The sequence below is a fragment of the Mariniblastus fucicola genome, from assembly GCF_008087665.1.
Taxonomy (GTDB): domain Bacteria; phylum Planctomycetota; class Planctomycetia; order Pirellulales; family Pirellulaceae; genus Mariniblastus; species Mariniblastus fucicola.
This window is the reverse complement of record NZ_CP042912.1, coordinates 5,331,369-5,352,812: the sequence shown is the minus strand read 5'-3', so window position 1 is coordinate 5,352,812 and position 21,444 is coordinate 5,331,369. Positions and strand designations below refer to the sequence as shown.

Sequence of the window (21,444 nt, the reverse complement as noted above, 5' to 3'; positions counted from 1 at the left end):
GGATTCTTTTCGCGCATACGAACATACGTCTGGTTAAACGTACATCCATTGGGATGGTTTCGCGTGCGTTTTAATTGCGTTAAATCGCCAAAAGCCGAAAGACGGGCAAACGGATCTGTAAATACAGCTGACTGCCTCTATTCGAGCTCGTTAAAAACGCCACCATCGTTCTTACAGCACGCGCGGATGAACCCCTCGATCGATGCCATCATGGAGATTGAGTGTGTCGATCCGTCGCAGAGAGAACAGACGACGACGCCGACGTGTCCATTGTCCAGCAGTTCCAAAGATTCAAGGGAATCGATCTCAATGTCTTGAGGAGAGCTCCATGGAACTTGCTGTGACTCGCCGACTTCCATCAATAGAATCGTGTTCGACATTCCATCTGTGATCGATGCGATTTTCGTGCCGCCTCCAGACGAGAGAACGCTGCCAGCAGTCAACGGCGCGACGTAGTCCGTGAATCCTGGCACACCTGCGACCGAAGGGTTGCGAAACAGCAGCGGCATTTCTTCAACCAGCTGAAAGTTGTGGTCGCTGTCCCAGGGTTCGTCGAGCTTGAACCTGTCGTAAAGCTCCTGTTGTTCGAGGTAAGGCAGGATTGCGACGCGCCAGCTCAACAGCGGATTGCCGTCTGCGTCGACGGTGTACAGCGGAGGAAACTCACCGTTGGCACTTTCGTAGTTCAGCAGCGCCAAAACAAGTTGCCGTTGATTGTTCATCGACTGAGTTCGTCTTGCGGCCTCGCGTGCTTGCTGCACAGCAGGCAACAACATGCCGACGGCGACGAAGGAAGTTGCCTCGATCGCCATTGGTGTGTCGTATCGCATCATCGCCGTATAACCATCAGTCGCTTTAAATAGCATGCTGCTGGTCGGACGGAGACCAAGAAAAGATTCAATCGGTGGAAAATCTTCGGCACCGAATTGAAGCTGAGCTTGGGCGTCCGGAGGAATGAAAGCCATCGCTCCTTGAAGCAGCGGCACAACGACTTCGAAAATTTGGTCCAGGTCGTAGTGCTGTAGCCCAATCGGTCCCTCCAGTCCCATCGATTTTGAATCTGCAAGAATCTGTGAGGCCAGCTCGTTGTCAATCAAAGACGACTTGCCAACTTTGGCAGACTTTCGGATGTGTGAGCCAATCGCACGAGAGTTCGTCGAAACATAGAGCTCGCCTTGATGAATCGCCCAATAGCCAGAGATGCCATAGTTCTTGATGCCGTAGATCCGCATCCCGTTCTTGTCCTGTTCGTAGAACTCAAGGTTCTGGTCTGCGGCGATCGTTTTCGCAAACTCGTTGATCTTTTCGAAGGACGCCTGAAACAACTGTTGGTTCTTGATTTTGACGATCAAAATCTGCTTTGGGTTGATAACCATTCCGATGTTGTAGTAGCGAATTGTTCCTTCGAGGTGCTCAATGATGTCATCCTGAAGATCCAGTCCAGTCTCCATGGTCATCGCTTCGAGGGCTTCTTCGAGTGGCGCCGGAGGAACCGTTTGCTTGACCAGGTCCATGATTGTCTGCGGCGAGAATCGAATTGCCATCGCCGAGATTGCATCCGCCGGCAGCTCCTTGAGTTTCTTCGTGTCGATGGCTGGCACGTCGAGCACTGAGCCGACGCCTTCTTTGCTGCACTCAAGATGCATCATGGAAAGATTACTGTTGGCGTCAGCACCTGAGCATAGCGAAACCGACTTCAGGTCTTCCAGAGCAAGGATTTCGCTGATTCGTTTGAACTCCGGATCTTCCATGGTTTCTGCAGGAATCAGCTTCATGAATCGCTCGATATTGCAAAACGCGAAGTGACTGCGGCGCGAGATCGAAACCGAATCGAAACGTTTGCTCAGCCAGTCCGGAGTTCCTGATTTCTGGGTAACTCGTTCGACCGCTCTATTCCATTGTCCCTCGCCAAAGGCGGCGATCACGTATCCCGAACTGGCTCCGATGACCACGGGCGGGGTCGCGTCGGGCAGCGTGTAAACGGTTTGTTCGCCGACAACGATGGGTTCGAACTCCAACTCCACCAACAGGTCATTCAGAAAGGGAAGGATGGTTTTCTGATCGTCTCCCAATCGCAAAACGGCCGCGCCACTCGCGTAGCCGTCGTTGAATTCTTCAATGACAACGGAGCCTGATTTGGAGAGCATTTTCCAAAAAGCACCATCGAGAAACTCGATTTTCGTTGGCGAACCATTGTGTTTGGCAGCAGCCGTGATTGCGTTGCTGAGTTTGCCAAGCGATTTTTGCAGCTCAACGTCGGCCAGCCACTTTTCGCTACCATTGCCTTCCGGGTTAAGCGATCCGGGTTCGTTCCAGATCAAACACGCCATCGGTTCGTCTTCTGGCATCCGGTCGATGATATCCTGCCACGCAGGATTGCCTTTCTCGGCCGTCGGGATCCCGAAAACCTGTCCATTTACCGGTGACATAAAAAACGCCGCGATCACCAGAGCGAACAGCGGTAGGCACAGAATGGAAGTTGTCTGACGCATAGCATTCTCCAAAACGAAAACGTGGCGTTCACCATATGACAATTTGCCTCGTCACGCAAATAATCGGATGCCAGGCTACTCGGTTGTAAGTCGTCGCCAAGTGAATCAAAATGTTGTTTCAAGAAAACCTAACCGAGCCTGAACTATGAACAACTTACTGCGTTTCTGTTCCATTGCATTGCTGCTTTCTCTCGCGACCAGTGCGTTTGCGAAAGACACGACTCACATTCTGTTCCTCGCCGGTGCGCGAAGTCATGCTTCGGGTGAGCATGAATTCAATGCGGGCTGTTTGCTATTGGCCAAAGCACTCAACGAGCAGAGCGGCCTTGATGTGGAAGCAACGGTCATCCAGGGCTGGCCAAAAGACGAATCCGTTTTCGACAAAGTGGATGCGGTCATTGTCTATTCCGATGCAACGACCGTCGTTCAAAATGGATGGGAGAAAACCGACCAGCTTGCCAAAGCTGGTGTCGGGCTGATGTTCATGCACTACGCGGTTCACCCAAGTCCGGAAATGGGCGATAAATATTTTCGGCCGTGGATTGGTGCGGCGATGGAAAACGACTACTCGGTTAACCCACATTGGGTTGCGGACTTGAGAGCGTTGCCGGGCCACGCGATTTCAAATGGCTTACCCGATGTGGTCCAATCCTACGACGAATTCTATTACCAGATGCGATTCCAAAAAGACCGCGGCAAGGTGTTGGATCTGGTGACGGCGATGCCGACGAGGAAACGGATCAAACGCATCATCAATATGTGGAACAACAACGGCGTCAACGGTATCGACAAGGACCAAACGCTGATGTGGGGTAAAGAACGCGAGGACGGTGGGCGAGGAGTTGGCTTTGTCGGCGGGCACTATCACCACAACTGGGCCAACGATAACTATCGGAAGTTGGTGCTTAACGCCGTCGTGTGGGTTGCTGGAATGGACGTGCCGGAGGCCGGAGTGAAGTCAAATTCGTTGACCGAAGATGAACTTAACGCAAATTTGGATGTCTACGAAGGCCGCGACAATCCGCGCATTCCGCTACCAGATATCGACACGTTTAAAGCTTATCCACCCGCTAATTGGAAGGCGGGTGAAGAGCGTGCCAAGGCAATTGAAGCAAAACGCCTGGAGCGATTAAAAGCTCGCGGTAAGTAAGAATCGCCAGTGAGGCCGCAGCGGTGCGATACCGCTGCGGCCAAACGGTTTTGCTTTATCCCGCCTTCTTGGCACCAGATTTCTTTTTCTTCGCCGGCTTCGCTTTTTGCTTGGGAGCATGCGCGACCGAAGGGCGCTGAACGTCCTCAGTTGGCCCACGGAATACATAGGGCTTCCAGGTCTCTACAGCCTCTTCCCATTGCTGCTGCGAACGCGTCGGGTACCACCCGGGCCATCCGTAGCGATTGAAGTCCAACTGATCGCGGTTTTTCAGAACCCACTGATCCATGCTCAGGTCACCGCGCTGCGATTCATCAAACTGACCGACTGCGCGAAACTCGTCATCCACGCCTTCGTCCATGATCACGTTCTCGCGCCAGTCAGTGAGCGCCGCGAGCAATTCAGCCTTCGTGTCGGCGTAAGCAGGTTCGTCGGCAACGTTGTTGATCTCAAAGGGATCTTTCTTCAGATCGAACAGTTCGATCTCCGGTTTGCTGGAAGCGAAAAAGACAGCCTGGGCCGGAGTCAGTTCGCCACGCTGATACATGGCTCCCATCTCGGCAAGCATCGGGTAACACTGCTCTTTGTAGCGGCTGAACTGCAGCCACGGTCGCTCCGGCATCAGGTTCACAATCAGTTTGTAGTCCTTGCTGCGGATCGTTCGCATCGAATCGTGTGCGTTGTCCATCTTGTCACGAGCCGCAAAAATGTACTTTCGGTCCTTCAGATCATCGCTTAACAGGCTGGTGCCATGCAGCGGCACTGGCGCGGTGACACCGGCGGCTTCGAGGACTGTTGAGCAGATGTCGATTGAACTCGTCAGGTCTTCGTTGACCGAACCGGCTTCGACTTTTCCAGGCCAACGCATGATCATCGGCACGCGAATTCCACCGTCGTAAAGGAACTGTTTGCCGCGGATATGGCAACGGCCGTGATCACCGATGAAGAACACGATGGTGTTTTCCGTCAGGCCTTCGTCTTCAAGTCTTTTGAGGATCTTGCCGACCTTTCGATCCACGATCTGCATTTGCTCCAGGCCGTTCGCCCAGTCGCGTCGACAAAATGGTGTGTCGGCATAGTAAGGCGGAAGTTCAACGTCTTCGATTTTGATTGGCCGTTGCGGGTCACGTTCCCATTTGCGATGCGTACCAGGGAAAGTGATGCGAGCAAAAAACGGCTGGCCTTCTTTTCGTTGTTTCCAGTCCGTCCCTTCAAAAAGTTCATGTCGTGTGTCGGGTAAGAAGTTCACATCCAGCTTGTACGACATCAGCGCTGTGAAATAGCCGGCTTCTTTCAGCAAGTGCGGAATCGGTTTGATGTTGTGCGGCAGCGGCTTTTTGTTCGTCGTGCGATGCTGATGGGCCCCGATGTAGTTTTGATGAAAGCCCGTCATCATTGCTGATCTGGAAGTCGAACAAACGGGCGAAGTCGTAAACGCCCATTGGTAGCGAACGCCTTCTGACGCCAGCTTGTCGACATGCGGCGTAGCGATCCCCTTGGTGCCGTAGCACGAAAGGTCCGGCGACCAATCTTCAATCGTGATCCAAAGAATGTTTGGCCGTTCATCAATCGGCGATTCCGCAAAAGCGCTACTGCAGCACATCAGCAACGTGAAGGCGATTGTAAGTGTCTTGATCATGTTCATTGCAAAATCTGTCCGATGTGGTCGATAGTGATTTGTGTGAATCGGAGGCTAATATTTCCCGTTCGTCCCAAACGTCTCCAGTTTTGACTTTCGCGGTCGAACGCGAACACTGTGATCCGGAGCACCTGTCACCCGATCAAACTCATCCGGTGTACGACGGCTTGGTAAATAGTCATTCGTTTTCTCAGACCATTTCGAGAGCGCGGCTTCCAGCTTTGCCCTTACCGCAGAATAGGATGGGTCAGCGGCAAGATTATTGATCTCACCGGGATCGCGTTGAAGGTCAAACAGTTCCCATTTGGGACGCGGGGCGATCAAGCACGCCCGTTGCGCTTCCGTCAATTTGTTTTCTTTTTCCAGCCTCAACATGTCTTGCCACGTCAGCGCCCGTCCGGCGTCTGCTGAAGGAGTTGCTGCCAGATCTTCGTAGTCGTTACGAATCAGTTTGTGTTGCTGAGTCATCACGGCTCGGCACTGGTCTTCGTAATCGTGCCAGTGATCTTCCGCGAAGGCGTAAGTTCGATGCTTCGCCGTCGGATCGTCGAGAACATCCGCAAAGCTGACTCCTTCATGGGGAAACGATTCGGCATTCACGTCTGCCAGCTGCAAAAACGTAGCAGCGATATCGACTGAACTCACCAAAGCATCGCTTGTCTGCCCTGCCCTGATCTTTGCCGGCCAACGTACCAGCCACGGAGTCCTGATCCCGCCGTCATAAAGAGTTGTTTTGTCTCGCGGGAACGGTCGTCCATTGTCTGTGATAAACAGCACGACCGTGTTTTGAGCAACGCCCTGCGCTTCCAGTTTTGCAAGGACCTTGCCAACGTATTGATCGAGTCGACCGATTTCGTCGTAGTACATCCGCAAGTCTTTTCGTACGTCGGGCGTGTCCGGCAAATGCGGCGGTACGATCACTTCTGAATCTTTGTGTGGCGGATCGAGTGCTCCTTCGCTATAGGCTCGGTGCGGATCGAGTGCTGCCAGCCACATGAAAAACGGTTTGTCTTTTGGGCGTTCGTCGAGAGCGATTTCCCAGTCTTCACAACCGCTGGGTTTCTGGGCGATCATCTTCGGTTTCTTGCCGTCTTTGCCAGATGGCAAAACGAAGCCAGCGGTAGACGCATCGTAAATTTTGTTGAAGTGATCGCGAACCGCATCGCCAAGATGCCACTTTCCTGCGGCCGCTGTGTAGTAGCCGGCTTTCTTCAGTTCACCTGCAAACGTTTTGCTTCCCGCTGGCAGCGGCCAATGCAATTGTTCAGCGCCCGTATTGTGTGGGTACTTGCCAGTGATGATGCTCGACCGCGACGGACTGCAAGAGCTGATCGTAAGGTAGGCGTGGTTGAACTTCAGTCCAGTTTTCGCCAGTGAATCAATGTTCGGAGTGCGAATCGAAGGGTGACCGTAAGCTCCACAGTCATCCCAGTTCATGTCGTCCGCGATGATCAGGACGAGGTTGGGGCGTTCGTCTGCGAAAGCAATGCTGCAGACAGCCAGAATAAATATGAGTGTTTTAAAGATCGTTGTCATGGTCATTTCGAAATCATAACTCGAAGCGTGTGCGAGCTGCGTATTGTTTTAGCCGCAGTTGAACACAGGTTTTGCAGGTGACACTCAATTTTTGTGCTTCATCTGAGGTTAGTTTGCAAGCCGCGGCGCCGAAAAACCCTGCTTCCGAATTTTCGACAGCAACGCTTTCAACTCCTCAACCCTGGCTGGCTCCTTCTCTGCAATGTCGTAACGCTGACCAATGTCGTTGCGGAGATTGTAAAGTTCAACCGGTGAATCATCGTCCGCTTCGTAGCCACGACGCTCTTCCCACTTCTTGTTGCGGCTGGAAGTGTAGCCATCCTTGTGATTTATCAACAACCAGTCACCATCGCGAATCGCGAACTTGCCTTTATAGGTATTGTGGATATGCGTCCTTCGCAGCTCTTTTTGATCCCCTTTCAACAGCGGAAGAAAGTCGTGCGAATCTTCGGCGCAATCCTTCGGAAGCTCAAATCCAACAATCGAAGAGAGCGTCGCCATGATGTCGATCTGGCTGACCAAAGCATCCGAAACCGTGCCTTCTTTCGTAACGCCGGGCCAGGAAACGATCAGCGGCACGTGATGTCCGCCTTCATAGATGTCTCGCTTGAGTCCACGGAATGGATGAGCCGACCAGTGACCAAATTTTTCGTCGCGAGCGTAAGCGTAACGTTCAGGCCCGTTGTCCGCCGAGAAAATCACAATCGTATTGTCTGCCTGCCCGCTATCTTCAAGAGCCTTCAACAACTTGCCACAGGCGCGATCCGTTTCGACAACCAGATCACCATACGGACCGGCGCCAGACGTTCCGTCAAATTCATCGTTGGGAATGATCGGAGCATGCGGTGACGGAAACGCGAAATACAGAAAGAAAGGTTTGTCGTTTTTGGCTTGAGCGTTGATGTACTCGACACCGCGCTGCGTGGTCGTAGGAATGTTCTCATACGGATCCCAGCCTTCAACCGTCGGGCCGGGGCGGAATTCAAGGTTGCCTTCCTTGACGCGAATTGTTGAACCATCGATCAACCGGTCGGGAACTGCCGTGACTTTGTCGTTCTCGATCCAGCAGTACGGCGGGAAATTGATCACCGTGTCGCCGAAGTAATGGTCGAATCCATGTGCCAGTGGGCCGTCGGGAATCGGTTTGCTCCAGTCGAAATCTTCCGGACCCCAGACTTTGCGTTTTCGGTTTCCCTGCACGATTTCCTCGGGCCTGGCGTCCGGTTTCTTGATAGCCTCCCAGTCCCAGCCCAGATGCCACTTGCCGATCGCAGCGGTGTGATAGCCCTTGGACTGCATCATCTCTGGCAGCGTGATCCGTTCAGGATCGAACTTCGACGCTCCAAATGAATTGACGATCCCATGAAAGTCTCGCCAATGGTGGCGACCGGTGAGCAAAGCATAGCGACTGGGCGAACAGATGCCGGACGACGAGTGACCATCTGTGAAACGCATCCCGACTTTGGCCAGCGCATCAAGATTCGGCGTAGGGATCTTTGAGTCAGCGTTGTAGCAGCCAAGATCTCCGTAGCCCAGGTCGTCGGCATAGAGGATCAGGACGTTTGGCAGTTTCTCGCCGTCATCAAATGCAAGCGTGAAATCGGTATCGGAAATGAACGCGATGAAAATCGCGAAGTAGGCGAATCGTTTCATGGTGGTCTCCTGTAGAATGCATTGTAGCCAAAATTGGCCACAGGTTCGCAAAGGTGAACACAGGTATTAATTGGCCTCTGTGTGTCTCTGCTTTCATCTGTGGCTTTGCTGATCGACTGACCGTTTTGCCACATAAGATCATTTCATGAACAGACTTTTAACTGCTGCCGCTATCCTTGTTTCCTTTTTGGCATCGTCGGCGTTTTCGCAAAACGCAACGCTTGTCTTTCAGGACGACTTCAATCGCACTGAATCGCAAGAAACCAAAGACGAGCCAGGCAATGGTTGGAAAACCAATAGCAAAAACCGGGCTGCCGGGAATAAACAGGTCGATCTCAAAGATGGAGCGATGTATATCGCCTGCCATCCCGTCGCCGACCATGGTGTCTCCGTCGTGCACGATGCTCCGTTTCGAGACGGGAAACTCGAAATCAGGTTCATGCTCGAAAATGAAAAAGATACACTGGGGCTGAACTTTGCTGATCTGAAATACAAACAGGTTCACGCTGGCCATCTGTTCAAGGTCACCATTGGCACCAAGTCCACGGAGTTGGCGGATTGGAAGACAGGTTTGATGGATTTGGAGATTCGAAAGGCTCGCCAATCCAATAAATTGAGCGACGCTCAGCAAGAGATGCTGAAGACCAAGCGGCAACGCTTCAAACATCCGCTCGAAACTGGCAAATGGTATTCGGCCGTTGTCACCGTCAACGGTCAGCAGCTTTCACTCGACATCGATGGCAAGCGAGTTGGCTCGCTGTCGTCGCCAGGGATCGCTCATCCGACCAAACGCACCATTCGCCTCGCGGTCAACAAGAAAGCAGTCGTTGACGATTTGAAAATCTGGTCACACAAATCAGGTGCACCGTTGAACGTACTGTTGATTGCCGGCGGTTGTTGCCATGACTACGAAAATCAAACCGAGATTCTGAAACAGGGCATCGAGTCTCGCATCAACGCGAAAGTTACCGTGATCTACAACCCAAACCGGCGGACCGACACTCGCTTCAAGATCTACGAATCCGACGATTGGGCTGAAGGCTACGACGTGATCCTGCACGATGAGTGCTGTGCCGATGTCTCTGATCCCGTTTACGTCCAACGTATTCTGGCGGCTCACAGAAACGGTACGCCAGCGGTGAATTTACACTGCGCGGTGCACAGCTACCGGTGGGGCAACTTTCGCAAACCGGTCAACATCGGCGACGACAACGCGAGCTGGTATGAAATGCTGGGCGTCCAGTCCAGCCACCACGACCATCACGCTCCCATCGAAATCACATTCGACAAAGATCAGAAAGAGAATCCGCTGATCGTGGGCATGCAGAGTTGGACGACGGGCAACGAAGAGCTCTATAACTCGGTCCGCGTTTTTGACAGCACGAACGTTCTGGCCTCCGGCAAACAGACTCGTAAAAACGGCAAGCCCTGGTCCGCAGCAGTTGTCTGGACCAACGAATTCGGCCCGAACAAAACGAAGACTTTTACGACTTCACTCGGCCATTACAACGAAACCGTGAAAGACGATCGCTACATGGAGTTGGTCATCCGCGGGTTACTGTGGACGACAGGAAATCTGACCGAAGACGGTAAGCCCGTGAAGGCGATGGCCAAGTAGCCGGATCAAGCAGAGTTGCCGAAACGCGAGACCTCCGCAGAAGAGCCCGGTCATTCGCCAATCATTTGTCGGCAATCATTCGTCGATAAACCGAATTCGAAAAGAGTACGCCGCTTCGCAGGGTTTCTCGCCTTCGGTTTCGATGACTAACGCTTCTTTCGTTTGCTTCCACTCAATTTTGTTGGTGCCGCTTAGGAAATCGACCGAAGCAACAGCTCGCGACTCGTAGGGGTTGCCAATACAAAGCGACTTGATTCGAAACGTGTTGTCTTCCGGCCAAGCCAGAGAAGTCGCATACAGCACATCGCCTTTGGCAGTAAAACGAATGTCGGCGGTGACTGACTCGACATCTGTATATTCAGTGTGGTGTTTGTTCTTGAATCTGGTTTCCCCTTCGGCAAATTTCGCGGGGCCTTCTCCGTAGGTCTTCCATGGCCGAGTTCCGTAGATTGCCTCTCCATTGAGTTTGAGCCAGGCACCGAAGTCTCTCAGAATCGCTGCTTCCCGGTCCCCGATTGTGCCATCAGGTTTCGGTCCGATAGACAGTAATAGATTGCCGTTCTTGCTGACGATATCAACAAGTTCGTCAATCAGGAAATCGGATGACTTGTAGTTTTCATTGATGATCCAGGTCCACGAGATTTTGCCGACAGCAGTATCGGTTTGCCAGGGATGTTCGCTGGCTTCACTACGTCTTCCTCGTTCGATATCAAGAACCATCAAGTCTTCCGGAAACGATTCCATCCGCATGTTCTTGTCCTGGAAAACGACGGGCTTGTTCCATTCGAGCCCTTTGTTGTAGTAGTACGCCATAATTTTTTTGTGCACGGGCTCGAACCCGGGTTTGTCGAGTCCAAAGTCAAACCACAGGATGTCTGGTTGGTACTTGTCAACGATGTCTGTCGTGCGATCCCACCAATGATCGAGGAATTCCTGAGTCGGAGGATCTTTTGGGTCGACAGGTTTTCCGTACAAGTCCTGGAACTCGGGATCGTTCGTGTCGAACGTCGGGTCCCACTTGGGATAGAACTCTCGATTCCATGCGAAGTGCGACGACAGTCCGACTTTGAGATCTTTCTTACGTGCCTCATCTACCAACAGTCGCATAACATCGCGCTTTGGACCAACATCGACAACGTTCCAACGCGTGTGTTTGGACGCATACATCGCATAGCCATCATGCATCTCGGCAACGGGCACGATGTATTTGGCGCCCGAATCTTCGAAAAGCGAAACCCACGATTTGGGGTCGAACTTTTCCATCTTGAAATGCGGAAAGAAATCCTTGTAGCCGAACTTGGATTGATGGCCAAAATGTGACTCGTGATAAGCTCTGCAATCGACGCCTTTCGTCACATACCTTTTCTGTCCATACATCCATCTGCCGTACTTGTCGTTTCCGACTTGGGGCACCGATGCGGGACCCCAAAAAACAAAGATTCCGAACTTGGCGTCGCGAAACCATTCAGGGCACTCATACCGACTTCGAATCGAATCCCAGTCGGCCTCGAAACGAAATTCATCTTGAGCGTGCGCATGCCCAGCCAGCAAGCCGAAGCAAAGAGCAATTAAAAGCAGCTGTCGTCTTGAGATCGTTTCGAGCGTGAATAAGAACATGGAAGTCCTGAGGTCAAGTGTGGGGCAGCCGGCAAGTCTATCGTTGTGCTGCGTTGAGATCAAACTTTTTCAACGACTTCATGGACATTCCCTGAGGCCCATTTTTATGGCTGACCTGATAAGTCATCTTCTGCACTTGCCTGGTTGCCCAACCAAACGTGCAGCGGCGCAGACGCAAAGACGCAAACATGCGATCGCTGTCGGCAGACGATCACGAGCTTACTTAAGCACATTATCGCCGCCGTTTTCTTTCTGCTGAATCGTCACAGGCCAACCGGGGAATTGGTTTGATTCTTTTCCATCGGTTGCGTCAACTGAAAAGCGAAACGATTCCAGAAAGTAGGTTTTTGCTTCGGTGTCGATCGTGACCATTCCAAAACCACTGCCTTTTTGATGCGCCAACTCGTAACGGTTCTTTTTTGAAGCAACTTCCGGATCGCCGACAGCGTAAACGTAGACAAAATTTCCGAACCCATCGATAAACTCGCCCGTGTGCGGCAAGCCATGTTCTGGGCGATTCGCATGCGACATGCCGGCTCGTTCCGGATGCCACCAACGCGGATAGCCGGCTGAAATCGCAGGCGTGCAGAAAGACCAAAACCCGTCGCGCTGTTTGTCGACGCCGTATTGAACCAGCGAAGTCAAATGTTGGTCGCCGTTGATGTGCAGCGGCTTGGCTTTGCGAATAATCTTGATCGCACGATTCCGCGCAGTTTGCGGCCACGCTCCAGAATCAAGGTCGGCTTTCAGGTATCCGTCGTAGATTCCGTGGTGTGTGGCTACGCCCGCGAACACGGTTTGGCTGAGCACGACTTTCATCGAGTGACCGCGCCAGTCGTCGGCCCAATGCTGGAGGAAATCTTCCTGACGCTGGCCGAGCAACACCAAGCCCGGTTTGTCGAGCACCGACGTATCGAAATTTTTATCCATCACATGATCCGCGCGGCCGCTGGCGGTGTCGACTTTCTCGGGACCGCTCTTCCACTGGCGATCAGCGATGATGGCAAAGCTGACGTCGCCATAGACCATGTCGCCGTAGTAAACGCTGATGTCCTGATTGACGGGAGTTGGATCGTAGTAATCCGGATGGTGTCCGCAATTGGTTTTGTGCACCACGTTGACCATGCGAGCCGGTTCGCGATATCCACCCTTGGAAACCCCTTTGCTTTCAAGGTCCATGGCAGCTCCGGCTTCTCCCCAGATGTTGCCTTGAAAGACATCGTGATCGTCGGGCAGGCAAATCGTTGGCGCGTTCTTCATCGCGTCGCGAAACGCCCAGCCATGCATGTAGTATTTTCGCAGGTAGTTCAAAATTGCTGGCCCTGCCGGGTCGCGGATCAAACCAAACCCACCGTGGTCTTCGTAGAGCTGATCGCCGGAGAAGTACAACATGTCCGGGTCGAGTCGCAGCAGGTTTTCGCAAACCGGAGCGTAGGGAAACCCGTAGTCTTTCTGACAAGTCAGCGCTCCCAGTCGCAGCGGTCGCCCGGAAGGGTTGGCTTTGATGGTGCCTTCCCAAACGGAATCCGTTGTCGATCCATCGCGATGCTGTTCGCGATAGACGACCTTGTACCGCGTGGCAGTTTTTTCATCCCAGTTGGCGATGCGAAACGTCGCCGTCCATGCATCGGTATCAAGCGCCGCAGTGCCAAGCGATTTCCATTGGTCATCATTCTCGACCAGCAACTCGACGTCCTTGCTGTCCTTTTCGCCCAGCGGACCGGTGAGAGCACTTAGCTTCATCACGAATCCTTCGTCACTTCGCGAATCCGAAAGCGAATACATCGTCCATAAAATCGGTCCAAACTTGTTGGACTCGGTGACCGTGAACGCATCGCCAGAGACGATCCAGTCGTTGAACCGATAGCGACTGCCTTGAGCCCAGCCTCTTCCGCGATTCGCGCCTTTCGCAAAGTTATTAAAGATCGCAACGTTGCCCAACACTGTGTCTTTGGGAAACGCGTTTGTGATCGAGCCGATTTCTTCGCCGTCTGAATTAATCGCGGATAACGTGAGAGCATATTTTTCGTCGTTGGGAGTACCAACAAGCTTCACTGTCATGTCTTTTGGCGTCGCCAAACCGTCAAAGGCAGCTGACTTTTGCCCCAGGATCAGTTCCCCGTCGACGATGCCTGCGGCGATTCCGTTTTGAGCAAATGAGTTGCTGCGGTACTCGTTGATGTCGCTCCGGATGCCAATTTTGAATCCCGCGCCGAGCCTGTTTTTCTTGACGTCGATCAGCGACATTTTGACTGACATTTCGAAGTCGCCATCCGTGTTGGTCAGCTGATGCGTCAACAGATGGACGTTGCGATTGCCGCCGTAGGAATTGCACTGAGCCGCGCCGTCGGTGACCGTCCAGTCTTCCATCGGATTGGCCCATGTGTCGCCGCCAAGAAACACGCGATCGTGAGTGTTCGACCATGAAACAGTTTTTGCGTTCGCCTTTTCCTGAGGAGCAGCCTGCAGCTGAGCGGCCGGGAAAGCGAAAAACAAAGACAGAACGATCGTGTGTAGCATAGTTGCGTGGCTCATCTTCAGGTTACCTGTTTCGTTTTCGCAGATAGTCAAATCTTGGATTGTCCGGAGTCGTCCGGGCGCTTTCTACCAGATTTCGCAGTTCGCTGACAATCTCCGGATGCTTGTTTGCAATGTTGATCTCTTCGCCGGGATCAGTCGACAGGTCGTACAACTCCAGCGGTGAGTGCGGATCGATCGAAGCATTGTATCGCACGCCTTTCCAGTCACCCTTGCGGATCGCGACGCGACCTTTCCGCTCTGCGAACTCCCAGTAGAGATACTCATGCTCTCCCTGTCCCGGTTGGCCAAGCAGCGTGGGCAACATCGAAATGCCATCCGTTTCTACTGGCGGCGCCTGCTCTGTCAATTCCGCCATCGTTGGCAGAAAGTCCCAAAACGCCGAAACATGATCGGACTCGACATCGGGCTTAATCTTTCCGGGCCAGCAGGCGATCATCGGAACGCGAGTGCCGCCTTCGTAGAGGTCGCGTTTGGTTCCCCGCAGGTTTCCGTTGGAATTGAAGTACTCCGGATCGTGCCCGCCTTCGACATGCGGACCGTTATCGGAAGTGAAAATGATCAGGGTTTCGTCCGCAAGACCCAGCATGTTCAGCTCGGCATTGATTTCACCAACGTAATCATCAAGTACGTTAATCATCGCTCCAAACGCTGCGTGAGGATCTTCCTGACGATGGTAGTGCCCTGCCGTGTGCGGTTTTTCCGGGCCATACTTGCCGCGGTGCTTTTTCATGTAGCTCGGCGGTGCGATCATGTCGGCATGAGGCTGAACTGCGGCGTAGTAGAGAAAGAACGGCTCTTCCTTGTTCTCACGAATGAAGTTCAATGCCTGTTCCTGAATCAGCTTCGGTGCATAAACATTGTTTTTCTGGGCGGCGTTTTCAATCAACAGCTGGCGTTCGCCATTGTCCCACACGAATGCCGGATAGTAGCAGTGCGCGATTCGTTGGCAGTTGTACCCGTAGAAACGGTCAAACCCCATCTTCAAAGGTTCGCTGGCTGAACCAGGTGCGCCCAATCCCCATTTTCCAAAAACACCGGTTTTGTATCCGGCTTCTTTCATCAGGTGAGCGACCGTCAGTGTGTCGGCTGGCATCGGTTCCTGGCCTTCCGGCTTCACTTCTGCATTCCCGCGAACGACCGCGTGGCCGGTATGGAATCCTGTCAGCAAACAGCATCGGGAGGGAGCGCAAACGGTGCTGCCGGAATAGTGCTGCGTGAACTTGATGCCGCGCCGAGCCAGCGAATCGATATGTGGCGTCTCAAACTTTTCCTGGCCGTAGCAACTCAAGTCTCCGTATCCGAGGTCATCTGCAAGGATGAAGATGACGTTTGGCGGACGTTTTTTTGGTTCTTCATCCTGAGCATGTGCCAATTCTGCTGTTGCCCAAGGCACGGTCAAAGCAAACAGAACAAGCCAAACGTGAGGTTGAAAGTTGATCATCGGATTTCCGTTGGAGCAATTTGTTGATCACGAAATTGAAAGAAGCGTCAGATACTTCAGGACGCCTCGAATCAGAAATTCTAAACGAAAAGCGAATCGAGTGGTCGCGGGTCAGGCGTTGGCCCGCGGATATCAGGATCGCTCGATCCAAGGCTTCAGACAGAGATTCCAAACTGAAGGTTGGTAGGACTGGGGACGGGCGATTCCGATCCGGCGGGTTACCGAAAAACGGATGTGAAAGGCGACAGAATGGGTGCTGAATCGCGCAAACGTTTCATAAAAAGGGCGATCGGCCTGCATTGAGGGTTTTCCGTAGGTGACCCACGCAAGCCACGCTTTTCTCTTACTGCGACGTAAGTTCAAAACGATCGATCGTCCCAGCAACACAACCAAATAGTCTCCGAGATGCGTACGACTGAAATGCCCAGGCGAATCCTAACCCGACCAAACAAGCAAGCCCCAACGACGTCGATGTCCGCCCAGGACGTTGCCGCAACCAAGCGTTTGCCGTCACTGCCAGGTGTGGCTCAACGGATGCTTGAGATTGCGCAACAGGACGAGCCCAGCTATCGCGAGCTTTCTGAAGCCATACGTGCGGACGCTGTCATTAGTGGGCGAGTACTAAAAACGGTGAACTCCGCATTGTTCGCGTTGCGTCCGAAAGTCGAATCCATCGAGGACGCCATTCCGCGGCTCGGGATCTCCACTTTGCGAACGTTGATGCTCAGCTTTCATCTGTCCAGCTGGAAGGCAAGTTCTCCCGACACACAGAATGCATTTCGATCGATTTGGCGTAGTTGTTTAACTCAAGCCGTGATTGCGGAGTTGTTGGCTGAGAAAGCTGAACTCGAATCTTCGGTTTGTTTCACTGGCGGTCTGATTCAGGACATCGGCATTCTCGCCATGGTCACTGAGTTGGGCGAAGATTACATCTCCAATGTGCTTTACTCCAGCAGTCACTTTCACATTGCCGACCGCGAGAAAGAACAGTTTGGTTTTACGCACGTGGATGTCACGGGTGAGATTCTCAAACGATGGAACATGGGGCACGCGTTCATCGACGCGACCAGACAACATCATGAGCTCGACGGAAAGGTCGAGTCTTCGGAAGCGACCCGGTTCGCTGCAGTTCTGCAGTCGGCAAGTTTGGGGGCATCGATTTTGGCCACCAGGGCATCGTCGAGCGCTGTCGAAGAGGCTGTGACGCAGTGGCTGCGATCTCTCAATTCAAACTTCGGTCTGAATCCACTCGACGCGAGGGAAGTCATTTCGGAGATTGAAGAACGAGTCACGGAATACTCTGTCGTCTTTAACTTTGATATTTCCAATGGCGATACGGTAGAACAAGTCGTCGGACTCGCGAAAGAACTGCTCCAGGAGATCGCTCTTGAAAGTCAGTTGGCGATGATCTCCGTGCAACAGTCGGCGAACTCAAAAGCGAAAGCCGACGACGAGATCATTTACAGGGACTTTTTGTGCGGACTCTACAATCGTAGATTCCTTGACGAAGTCATGGGCACGCATCTCGATGCATGGGTCAGTAAACGCAAGCCGGTTGCAATGCTGTACGTTGACGTTGACGATTTCAAACTGATCAATGACGCCTTTGGACACAGAACTGGCGACCTTGCGATCAAGCATGTTGCAAAATGGTTGACTGACTGCACGCGAGACACGGATTTTGTATTCCGCATCGGTGGTGACGAGTTCCTTGTCATCATGCAGATCAAGGAGAAGTACTACGAGACCGTTTCCCGTCGGTTGGCAGCCGATTTGCCGGATCTCGATTGTCCCGACGCAGGGGCAATTCCGATGTCGCTTAGCGTTGGCGGCGTAATCTATCAGCCCAAGCACGGCGATGAATTTGATATGCAGTCGCTGATAGATCAGGCCGACCGTCAGATGTATCACTCCAAAAAGTCGGGCGGAAACCGGGCCTCGCTGGTATAGTTTTGCTGAGAGCGGCTTGGGCTGCCGCATGATCGCACTACCATGATCGAATGTTCCGATTCGGCAACGTCGGTTCAGGATCCAGGCGGAGCTTTGTAGTGCGAAAATGAATTCGGATTGCGAGTCAACAGTCGCAAAAGTTTCGGATGGATAAAAAGCTTCTCGCGCCCAGATGCAACTTCTTCGAGAATGCCGACTTCGACAAGCTTCTTCAGTTTTTTGGCCGCTGTTTGGCGAACGGAACCGTCCATGTCGACGACGTTCTGAATTCGGCAGTACGGCAGCTCGAAAATCAGGCTGATCAACTCATGAGAGTAAGCTTTGGCCGCATGTTCACGAGCGAACTCGGCAGTGCGGTCAAACAGTTTCAGAATGGCGTCGATTTTGGCTTTCGTCCAGATCGAAGTCTCTTCGACTCCCTTGAGCAGGAACAGCACCCAGGGTTCCCATGCCTGTGTCGTCGTCACGCCAAGCAGCAGACGATAGTAGTCGGCTTTGTTCTCGATGATGTAGCGACTGAGGTAAAGAATCGGAAGTGTTAGCAGCCCTTCATGGATAAGAAACAGGCTGTTCAGAACGCGTCCCGTTCTTCCGTTCCCATCAGTGAACGGGTGGATGGCTTCGAACTGATAGTGCCCTACCGCCATCCGAACCAGCGGATCAATTTCCGTTTCGTTGTGTAAGAACTGCTCCCAGTTGCCCAACAAATTTCTAAGTCGATCTTCTCCGACGGGAGGTGTGTAGACAACTTCGCCCGACTCTTTTCCCAGAGCAGTACCGGGGACTTTACGGACTTTCATCTCGATGCCTTTGATCCGGGTACAGATCTCTTCGGCGGTTCGAGTGTTGAGCGGCTTTTCGTGGATCGAACGAAAACCCTGATAGAGCGACTGGCTGTATCGCAGCGCTTCTTTGGTCGCCGCGTCAGCGCTTTCCTTTTCGTGTTGATGCTGAAAAAGTTTGTCAGTCGTGGTGACGATATTTTCGATTTCGCTACTGGCCTGGGATTCCAGCAGCGGCAGCGTGTTGATCAGGATCGATTGATTTGGAATCATCTCAGCCGCCTGTTTAAGTTCCGCAAGTGCGGCTCTGGCTGTGATACAGGCTTTGAGAACGGTGCGTGTTTCCAGCTCAACGGGTGGCGGCAACGTGGGCAATCCGTTGTGCGGGAGGTCCGGAGACCAGTCCGGTTTGCCGCTGTTTTTCGACGATTTGGGTGTTTGGGCCATCCCCAAGTTTATGTTGCCAGATTTAACACGTCAATAAAACGTGTTAATATTGTTGGTTTATTTTAACATGTATTTGGGGTGTTGTTAATCGTGCTAACACGTCCGAACGACGTTTGTCGGTGGTTGGTAGTTAAAAGCGTGCGAACGAGTCGGACATTGTCCATCGCTGACAAGAACGTCAACCGCGCACCGCTCGGCAGTCTCGGTTTGGGGGAACGTTTATCGGTTGCCGAGAGAATATGGCAGTTTGGCAGTCGCTACGAAGGAGCCACAGCAGACCGTCGCAGAATCAACGGCATCTTTCGCGTGGGCGATCAGTTCAGCAGCACGCCGAGAGTGCGGATGAGAGGATTTGAACCTCCACGGGGTTGCCCCCACTGGCACCTGAAGCCAGCGCGTCTGCCAATTCCGCCACATCCGCAGGCAGTCATGAGCACAGAGCCCATAATCGAGACGAAATGATACGAATAACGAACCTCATCCGCAACCCGTTCTCTTTTACAATGTCGGAGGTGACTGCAATCGCCGGGTAAAAGCAGAAAACAGGCTGTCGGTGACACGAATGGTCAAATCAGGCCGGCTACGATCCGTTTGCAGGTCAATATACTGGAACATCGGGGTCGATTTCCTGGCTCCAATACGCGATACCGCCGGTCATGTTTTGGGCCGTGTTGAATCCGTGGTTTCGCAACCAGTTGACGACCCTCAAACTACGGCCTCCGTGGTGGCAGTAAATGATAATCCGTTCACTTCGAAATGGCTCCAGTCTTGAAACCTGTTCCGGCAACTCATCCATCGGAATCAGAACCGAACCTGCAATTCGCGCAATGGCATGCTCTTGAGGCTCGCGACAATCCACCAAAAGCATCGCGGTCTCAGACTCCAGAAGTTTTTTGGTATCGTGAACACTGATCTCGGAAGCAAGCTTTGTCGACTCGGGCGCCTCTCCTTCTGACGGCTTACTTTCGTCGTTTTGATCTTTTCGCTCCGAAGGCATTCGCTACTCGTCCGTTCCTGATGAGATGAGGGCGACCAGGCAAGGTGCTGACGTCTGACTTGCGAATGGTCTGGAAGTGGTTGCGTAAACTATATGATATGAATCGCAGTCAAGTAGATTTTGTAACAAAAAAAAACATTCAATTGCATTGAAATTATCACCTCTATTTGGATCAGTTATGACAGCTCGCCAACTGGCAATTCAGGTTGTAGAAAGGCTGCAAAGTGCCGGATTCCAGTCGCTTTGGGCAGGCGGATGCGTAAGGGACAATTTGCTGAAAATTGAGCCCAAAGACTTTGACGTGGCCACTTCGGCAAATCCAGACGAGGTACAGCAGCTGTTTGGTGTGAAGAAAACATTGGCGATTGGTAAGTCTTTCGGTGTCATTACGGTCATCGGACCCAAGTCAGCCGGCAACATCGAAGTCGCAACCTTCCGACGCGATGGCGGCTACAGCGATGGACGCCATCCGGACTCCGTGGAGTTCACTGACGCAAAAGAAGACGCTATTCGAAGAGACTTTACGATCAACGGCATGTTCTTTGATCCAATTGCCGAAGAGGTGATCGACTACGTTGGAGGGCAGGAAGATCTGCAGCGAAAAATAATCCGCGCGATCGGTGTCGCAAATCAACGAATCGAGGAAGACAGACTGCGGATGCTGCGTGGTGTTCGATTTGCCGCAACGTATGAATTCGCTATCGAGCCCGCGACAATGCGGGCGATTCAGATGCGTGCCCAGGATATCGAAGCCGTCAGCCCGGAACGTATTGGTTCAGAGCTTCGACGCATGCTTGGCCATCGCGGAAAGGCCAGAGCACTTCGTTTGTTGGTCGAGTCCGGCCTTTGGGAGCAGGTCCTGCCGGGTGATCGGCTGGGCGATTTTGACTGGCTGACGAAGATCAAACTGTTGGAGAACCTCGACGCTGGGTTTTCGACAACGCTCGCCGCACTGCTGTATGGCACCGGTGTCAACGCAGAGAACTTTCAAGACCCCTGGCGGCTCAAGAACGAGGAAGTCGCGAGGGCGAACTGGCTGCTGGCCAACATTGATTTGCTCTCGGCGGCTGACACGATGGCCTGGTCGGAACTTCAGCCACGTCTCATGTCCGGGCACGCGTCTTGTGCGGTGCAGTTGCTACACGGATTGATCGAATCCGGCCTGTGTTCCAATTCCGCGTTGGCAAAGTCATCGTTGGAATTGTGCCGACAAAAACTGCAGCTGGCCGACGGCGTTCTTGACCCGCCGCCATTGTTGCGAGGCGACGATCTGATGGAACTGGGAATTGTTCCCGGGCCTCAATTCAAATTAATTCTCAGTCAGACCAGAGCTTTGCAGCTTGATGGAAAACTGACGTCGCAGGAGCAAGCCCGCCAATGGGTCGTGCGTGATTTTAAATAGATAGGCCTTTGAAAAGGTTCACACCCACATGCAACCGAAGCGTTAACCGTTGCAACTGTTACAGAGCAATCGACCCGACGGCTGGGCAGCAAAGGGACTTTCAGATTTTCGGTGAATAGGGAGTTCGCATTACGGCCGACCTAGCCTTGCAGAACCCTCCTTCCTTCAATTCCCGCCTA

Annotated in this window: 13 protein-coding genes and 1 tRNA gene; 4 read left to right on the top strand and 10 right to left on the bottom strand. The window is 52.8% G+C overall.

Translation table 11 applies throughout. From position 1 onward, the window contains the following. Nucleotides 1–137 precede the first annotated feature (137 nt). Nucleotides 138–2,492 carry a DUF1559 domain-containing protein gene (locus MFFC18_RS20070; RefSeq protein ID WP_075084088.1) on the bottom strand — a complete coding sequence of 785 codons (2,355 nt, stop codon included), beginning with the start codon at nt 2,490–2,492 and terminating at the stop codon, nt 138–140. 145 nt (nt 2,493–2,637) lie between these two features. On the opposite strand from MFFC18_RS20070, the gene MFFC18_RS20065 reads away from it, so the two are divergent. Next, nucleotides 2,638–3,642, top strand: a complete 1,005-nt coding sequence (locus MFFC18_RS20065) for a ThuA domain-containing protein (RefSeq protein ID WP_075084089.1) — start codon at nt 2,638–2,640, stop codon at nt 3,640–3,642. 55 nt (nt 3,643–3,697) lie between these two features. Here the strand turns inward: MFFC18_RS20065 and MFFC18_RS20060 are convergent, their stop codons facing one another. The 3 genes from MFFC18_RS20060 to MFFC18_RS20050 form a co-directional block, all read right to left on the bottom strand. Continuing rightward, entirely contained in the window at nt 3,698–5,281 is a 1,584-nt protein-coding gene (locus MFFC18_RS20060; RefSeq protein WP_390176065.1) for a sulfatase family protein, read from the bottom strand. Between the two features lie 54 nt (nt 5,282–5,335). After that, nucleotides 5,336–6,808, bottom strand: coding sequence for a sulfatase family protein (locus MFFC18_RS20055; protein WP_075084162.1), 1,473 nt, complete (start codon nt 6,806–6,808; stop codon nt 5,336–5,338). 117 nt (nt 6,809–6,925) lie between these two features. Then, nucleotides 6,926–8,470 carry a sulfatase family protein gene (locus MFFC18_RS20050; protein ID WP_084417031.1) on the bottom strand — a complete coding sequence of 515 codons (1,545 nt, stop codon included), beginning with the start codon at nt 8,468–8,470 and terminating at the stop codon, nt 6,926–6,928. A gap of 145 nt (nt 8,471–8,615) precedes the next feature. Here MFFC18_RS20050 and MFFC18_RS25545 point away from each other — a divergent pair, with 145 nt between their 5' ends. Further along, complete coding sequence (locus MFFC18_RS25545) at nt 8,616–10,088, top strand: ThuA domain-containing protein (protein ID WP_075084091.1); 1,473 nt, start codon at nt 8,616–8,618, stop codon at nt 10,086–10,088. A 75-nt stretch (nt 10,089–10,163) separates the two neighbouring features. On the opposite strand, the gene MFFC18_RS20040 is transcribed toward MFFC18_RS25545, so the two are convergent. The 3 genes from MFFC18_RS20040 to MFFC18_RS20030 form a co-directional block, all read right to left on the bottom strand. Then, nucleotides 10,164–11,705 (bottom strand): alpha-L-fucosidase, encoded by a 1,542-nt coding sequence (locus MFFC18_RS20040; protein WP_075084092.1) that lies wholly within the window; start codon nt 11,703–11,705, stop codon nt 10,164–10,166. Between the two features lie 219 nt (nt 11,706–11,924). Beyond that, a complete protein-coding gene (locus tag MFFC18_RS20035; protein ID WP_075084093.1) occupies nt 11,925–14,240 on the bottom strand; it encodes an alkaline phosphatase D family protein in 2,316 nt (771 codons plus the stop codon). A gap of 7 nt (nt 14,241–14,247) precedes the next feature. Continuing rightward, nucleotides 14,248–15,687 carry an arylsulfatase gene (locus tag MFFC18_RS20030; RefSeq protein WP_075084094.1) on the bottom strand — a complete coding sequence of 480 codons (1,440 nt, stop codon included), beginning with the start codon at nt 15,685–15,687 and terminating at the stop codon, nt 14,248–14,250. A gap of 471 nt (nt 15,688–16,158) precedes the next feature. Between MFFC18_RS20030 and MFFC18_RS20025 the strand changes: the two genes are divergently transcribed. Continuing rightward, nucleotides 16,159–17,637 carry a GGDEF domain-containing protein gene (locus tag MFFC18_RS20025; RefSeq protein ID WP_162273939.1) on the top strand — a complete coding sequence of 493 codons (1,479 nt, stop codon included), beginning with the start codon at nt 16,159–16,161 and terminating at the stop codon, nt 17,635–17,637. 74 nt (nt 17,638–17,711) lie between these two features. Here the strand turns inward: MFFC18_RS20025 and fic are convergent, their stop codons facing one another. The 3 genes from fic to MFFC18_RS20010 form a co-directional block, all read right to left on the bottom strand. Then, entirely contained in the window at nt 17,712–18,866 is a 1,155-nt protein-coding gene (fic, locus tag MFFC18_RS20020; protein WP_075084097.1) for a protein adenylyltransferase Fic, read from the bottom strand. 337 nt (nt 18,867–19,203) lie between these two features. Then, a tRNA-Leu gene (locus MFFC18_RS20015) sits at nt 19,204–19,287 on the bottom strand. 177 nt (nt 19,288–19,464) lie between these two features. Continuing rightward, complete coding sequence (locus MFFC18_RS20010) at nt 19,465–19,863, bottom strand: rhodanese-like domain-containing protein (RefSeq protein WP_084417033.1); 399 nt, start codon at nt 19,861–19,863, stop codon at nt 19,465–19,467. A gap of 178 nt (nt 19,864–20,041) precedes the next feature. Between MFFC18_RS20010 and MFFC18_RS20005 the strand changes: the two genes are divergently transcribed. Then, a complete protein-coding gene (locus tag MFFC18_RS20005; RefSeq protein WP_075084098.1) occupies nt 20,042–21,265 on the top strand; it encodes a CCA tRNA nucleotidyltransferase in 1,224 nt (407 codons plus the stop codon). Nucleotides 21,266–21,444 lie beyond the last annotated feature (179 nt).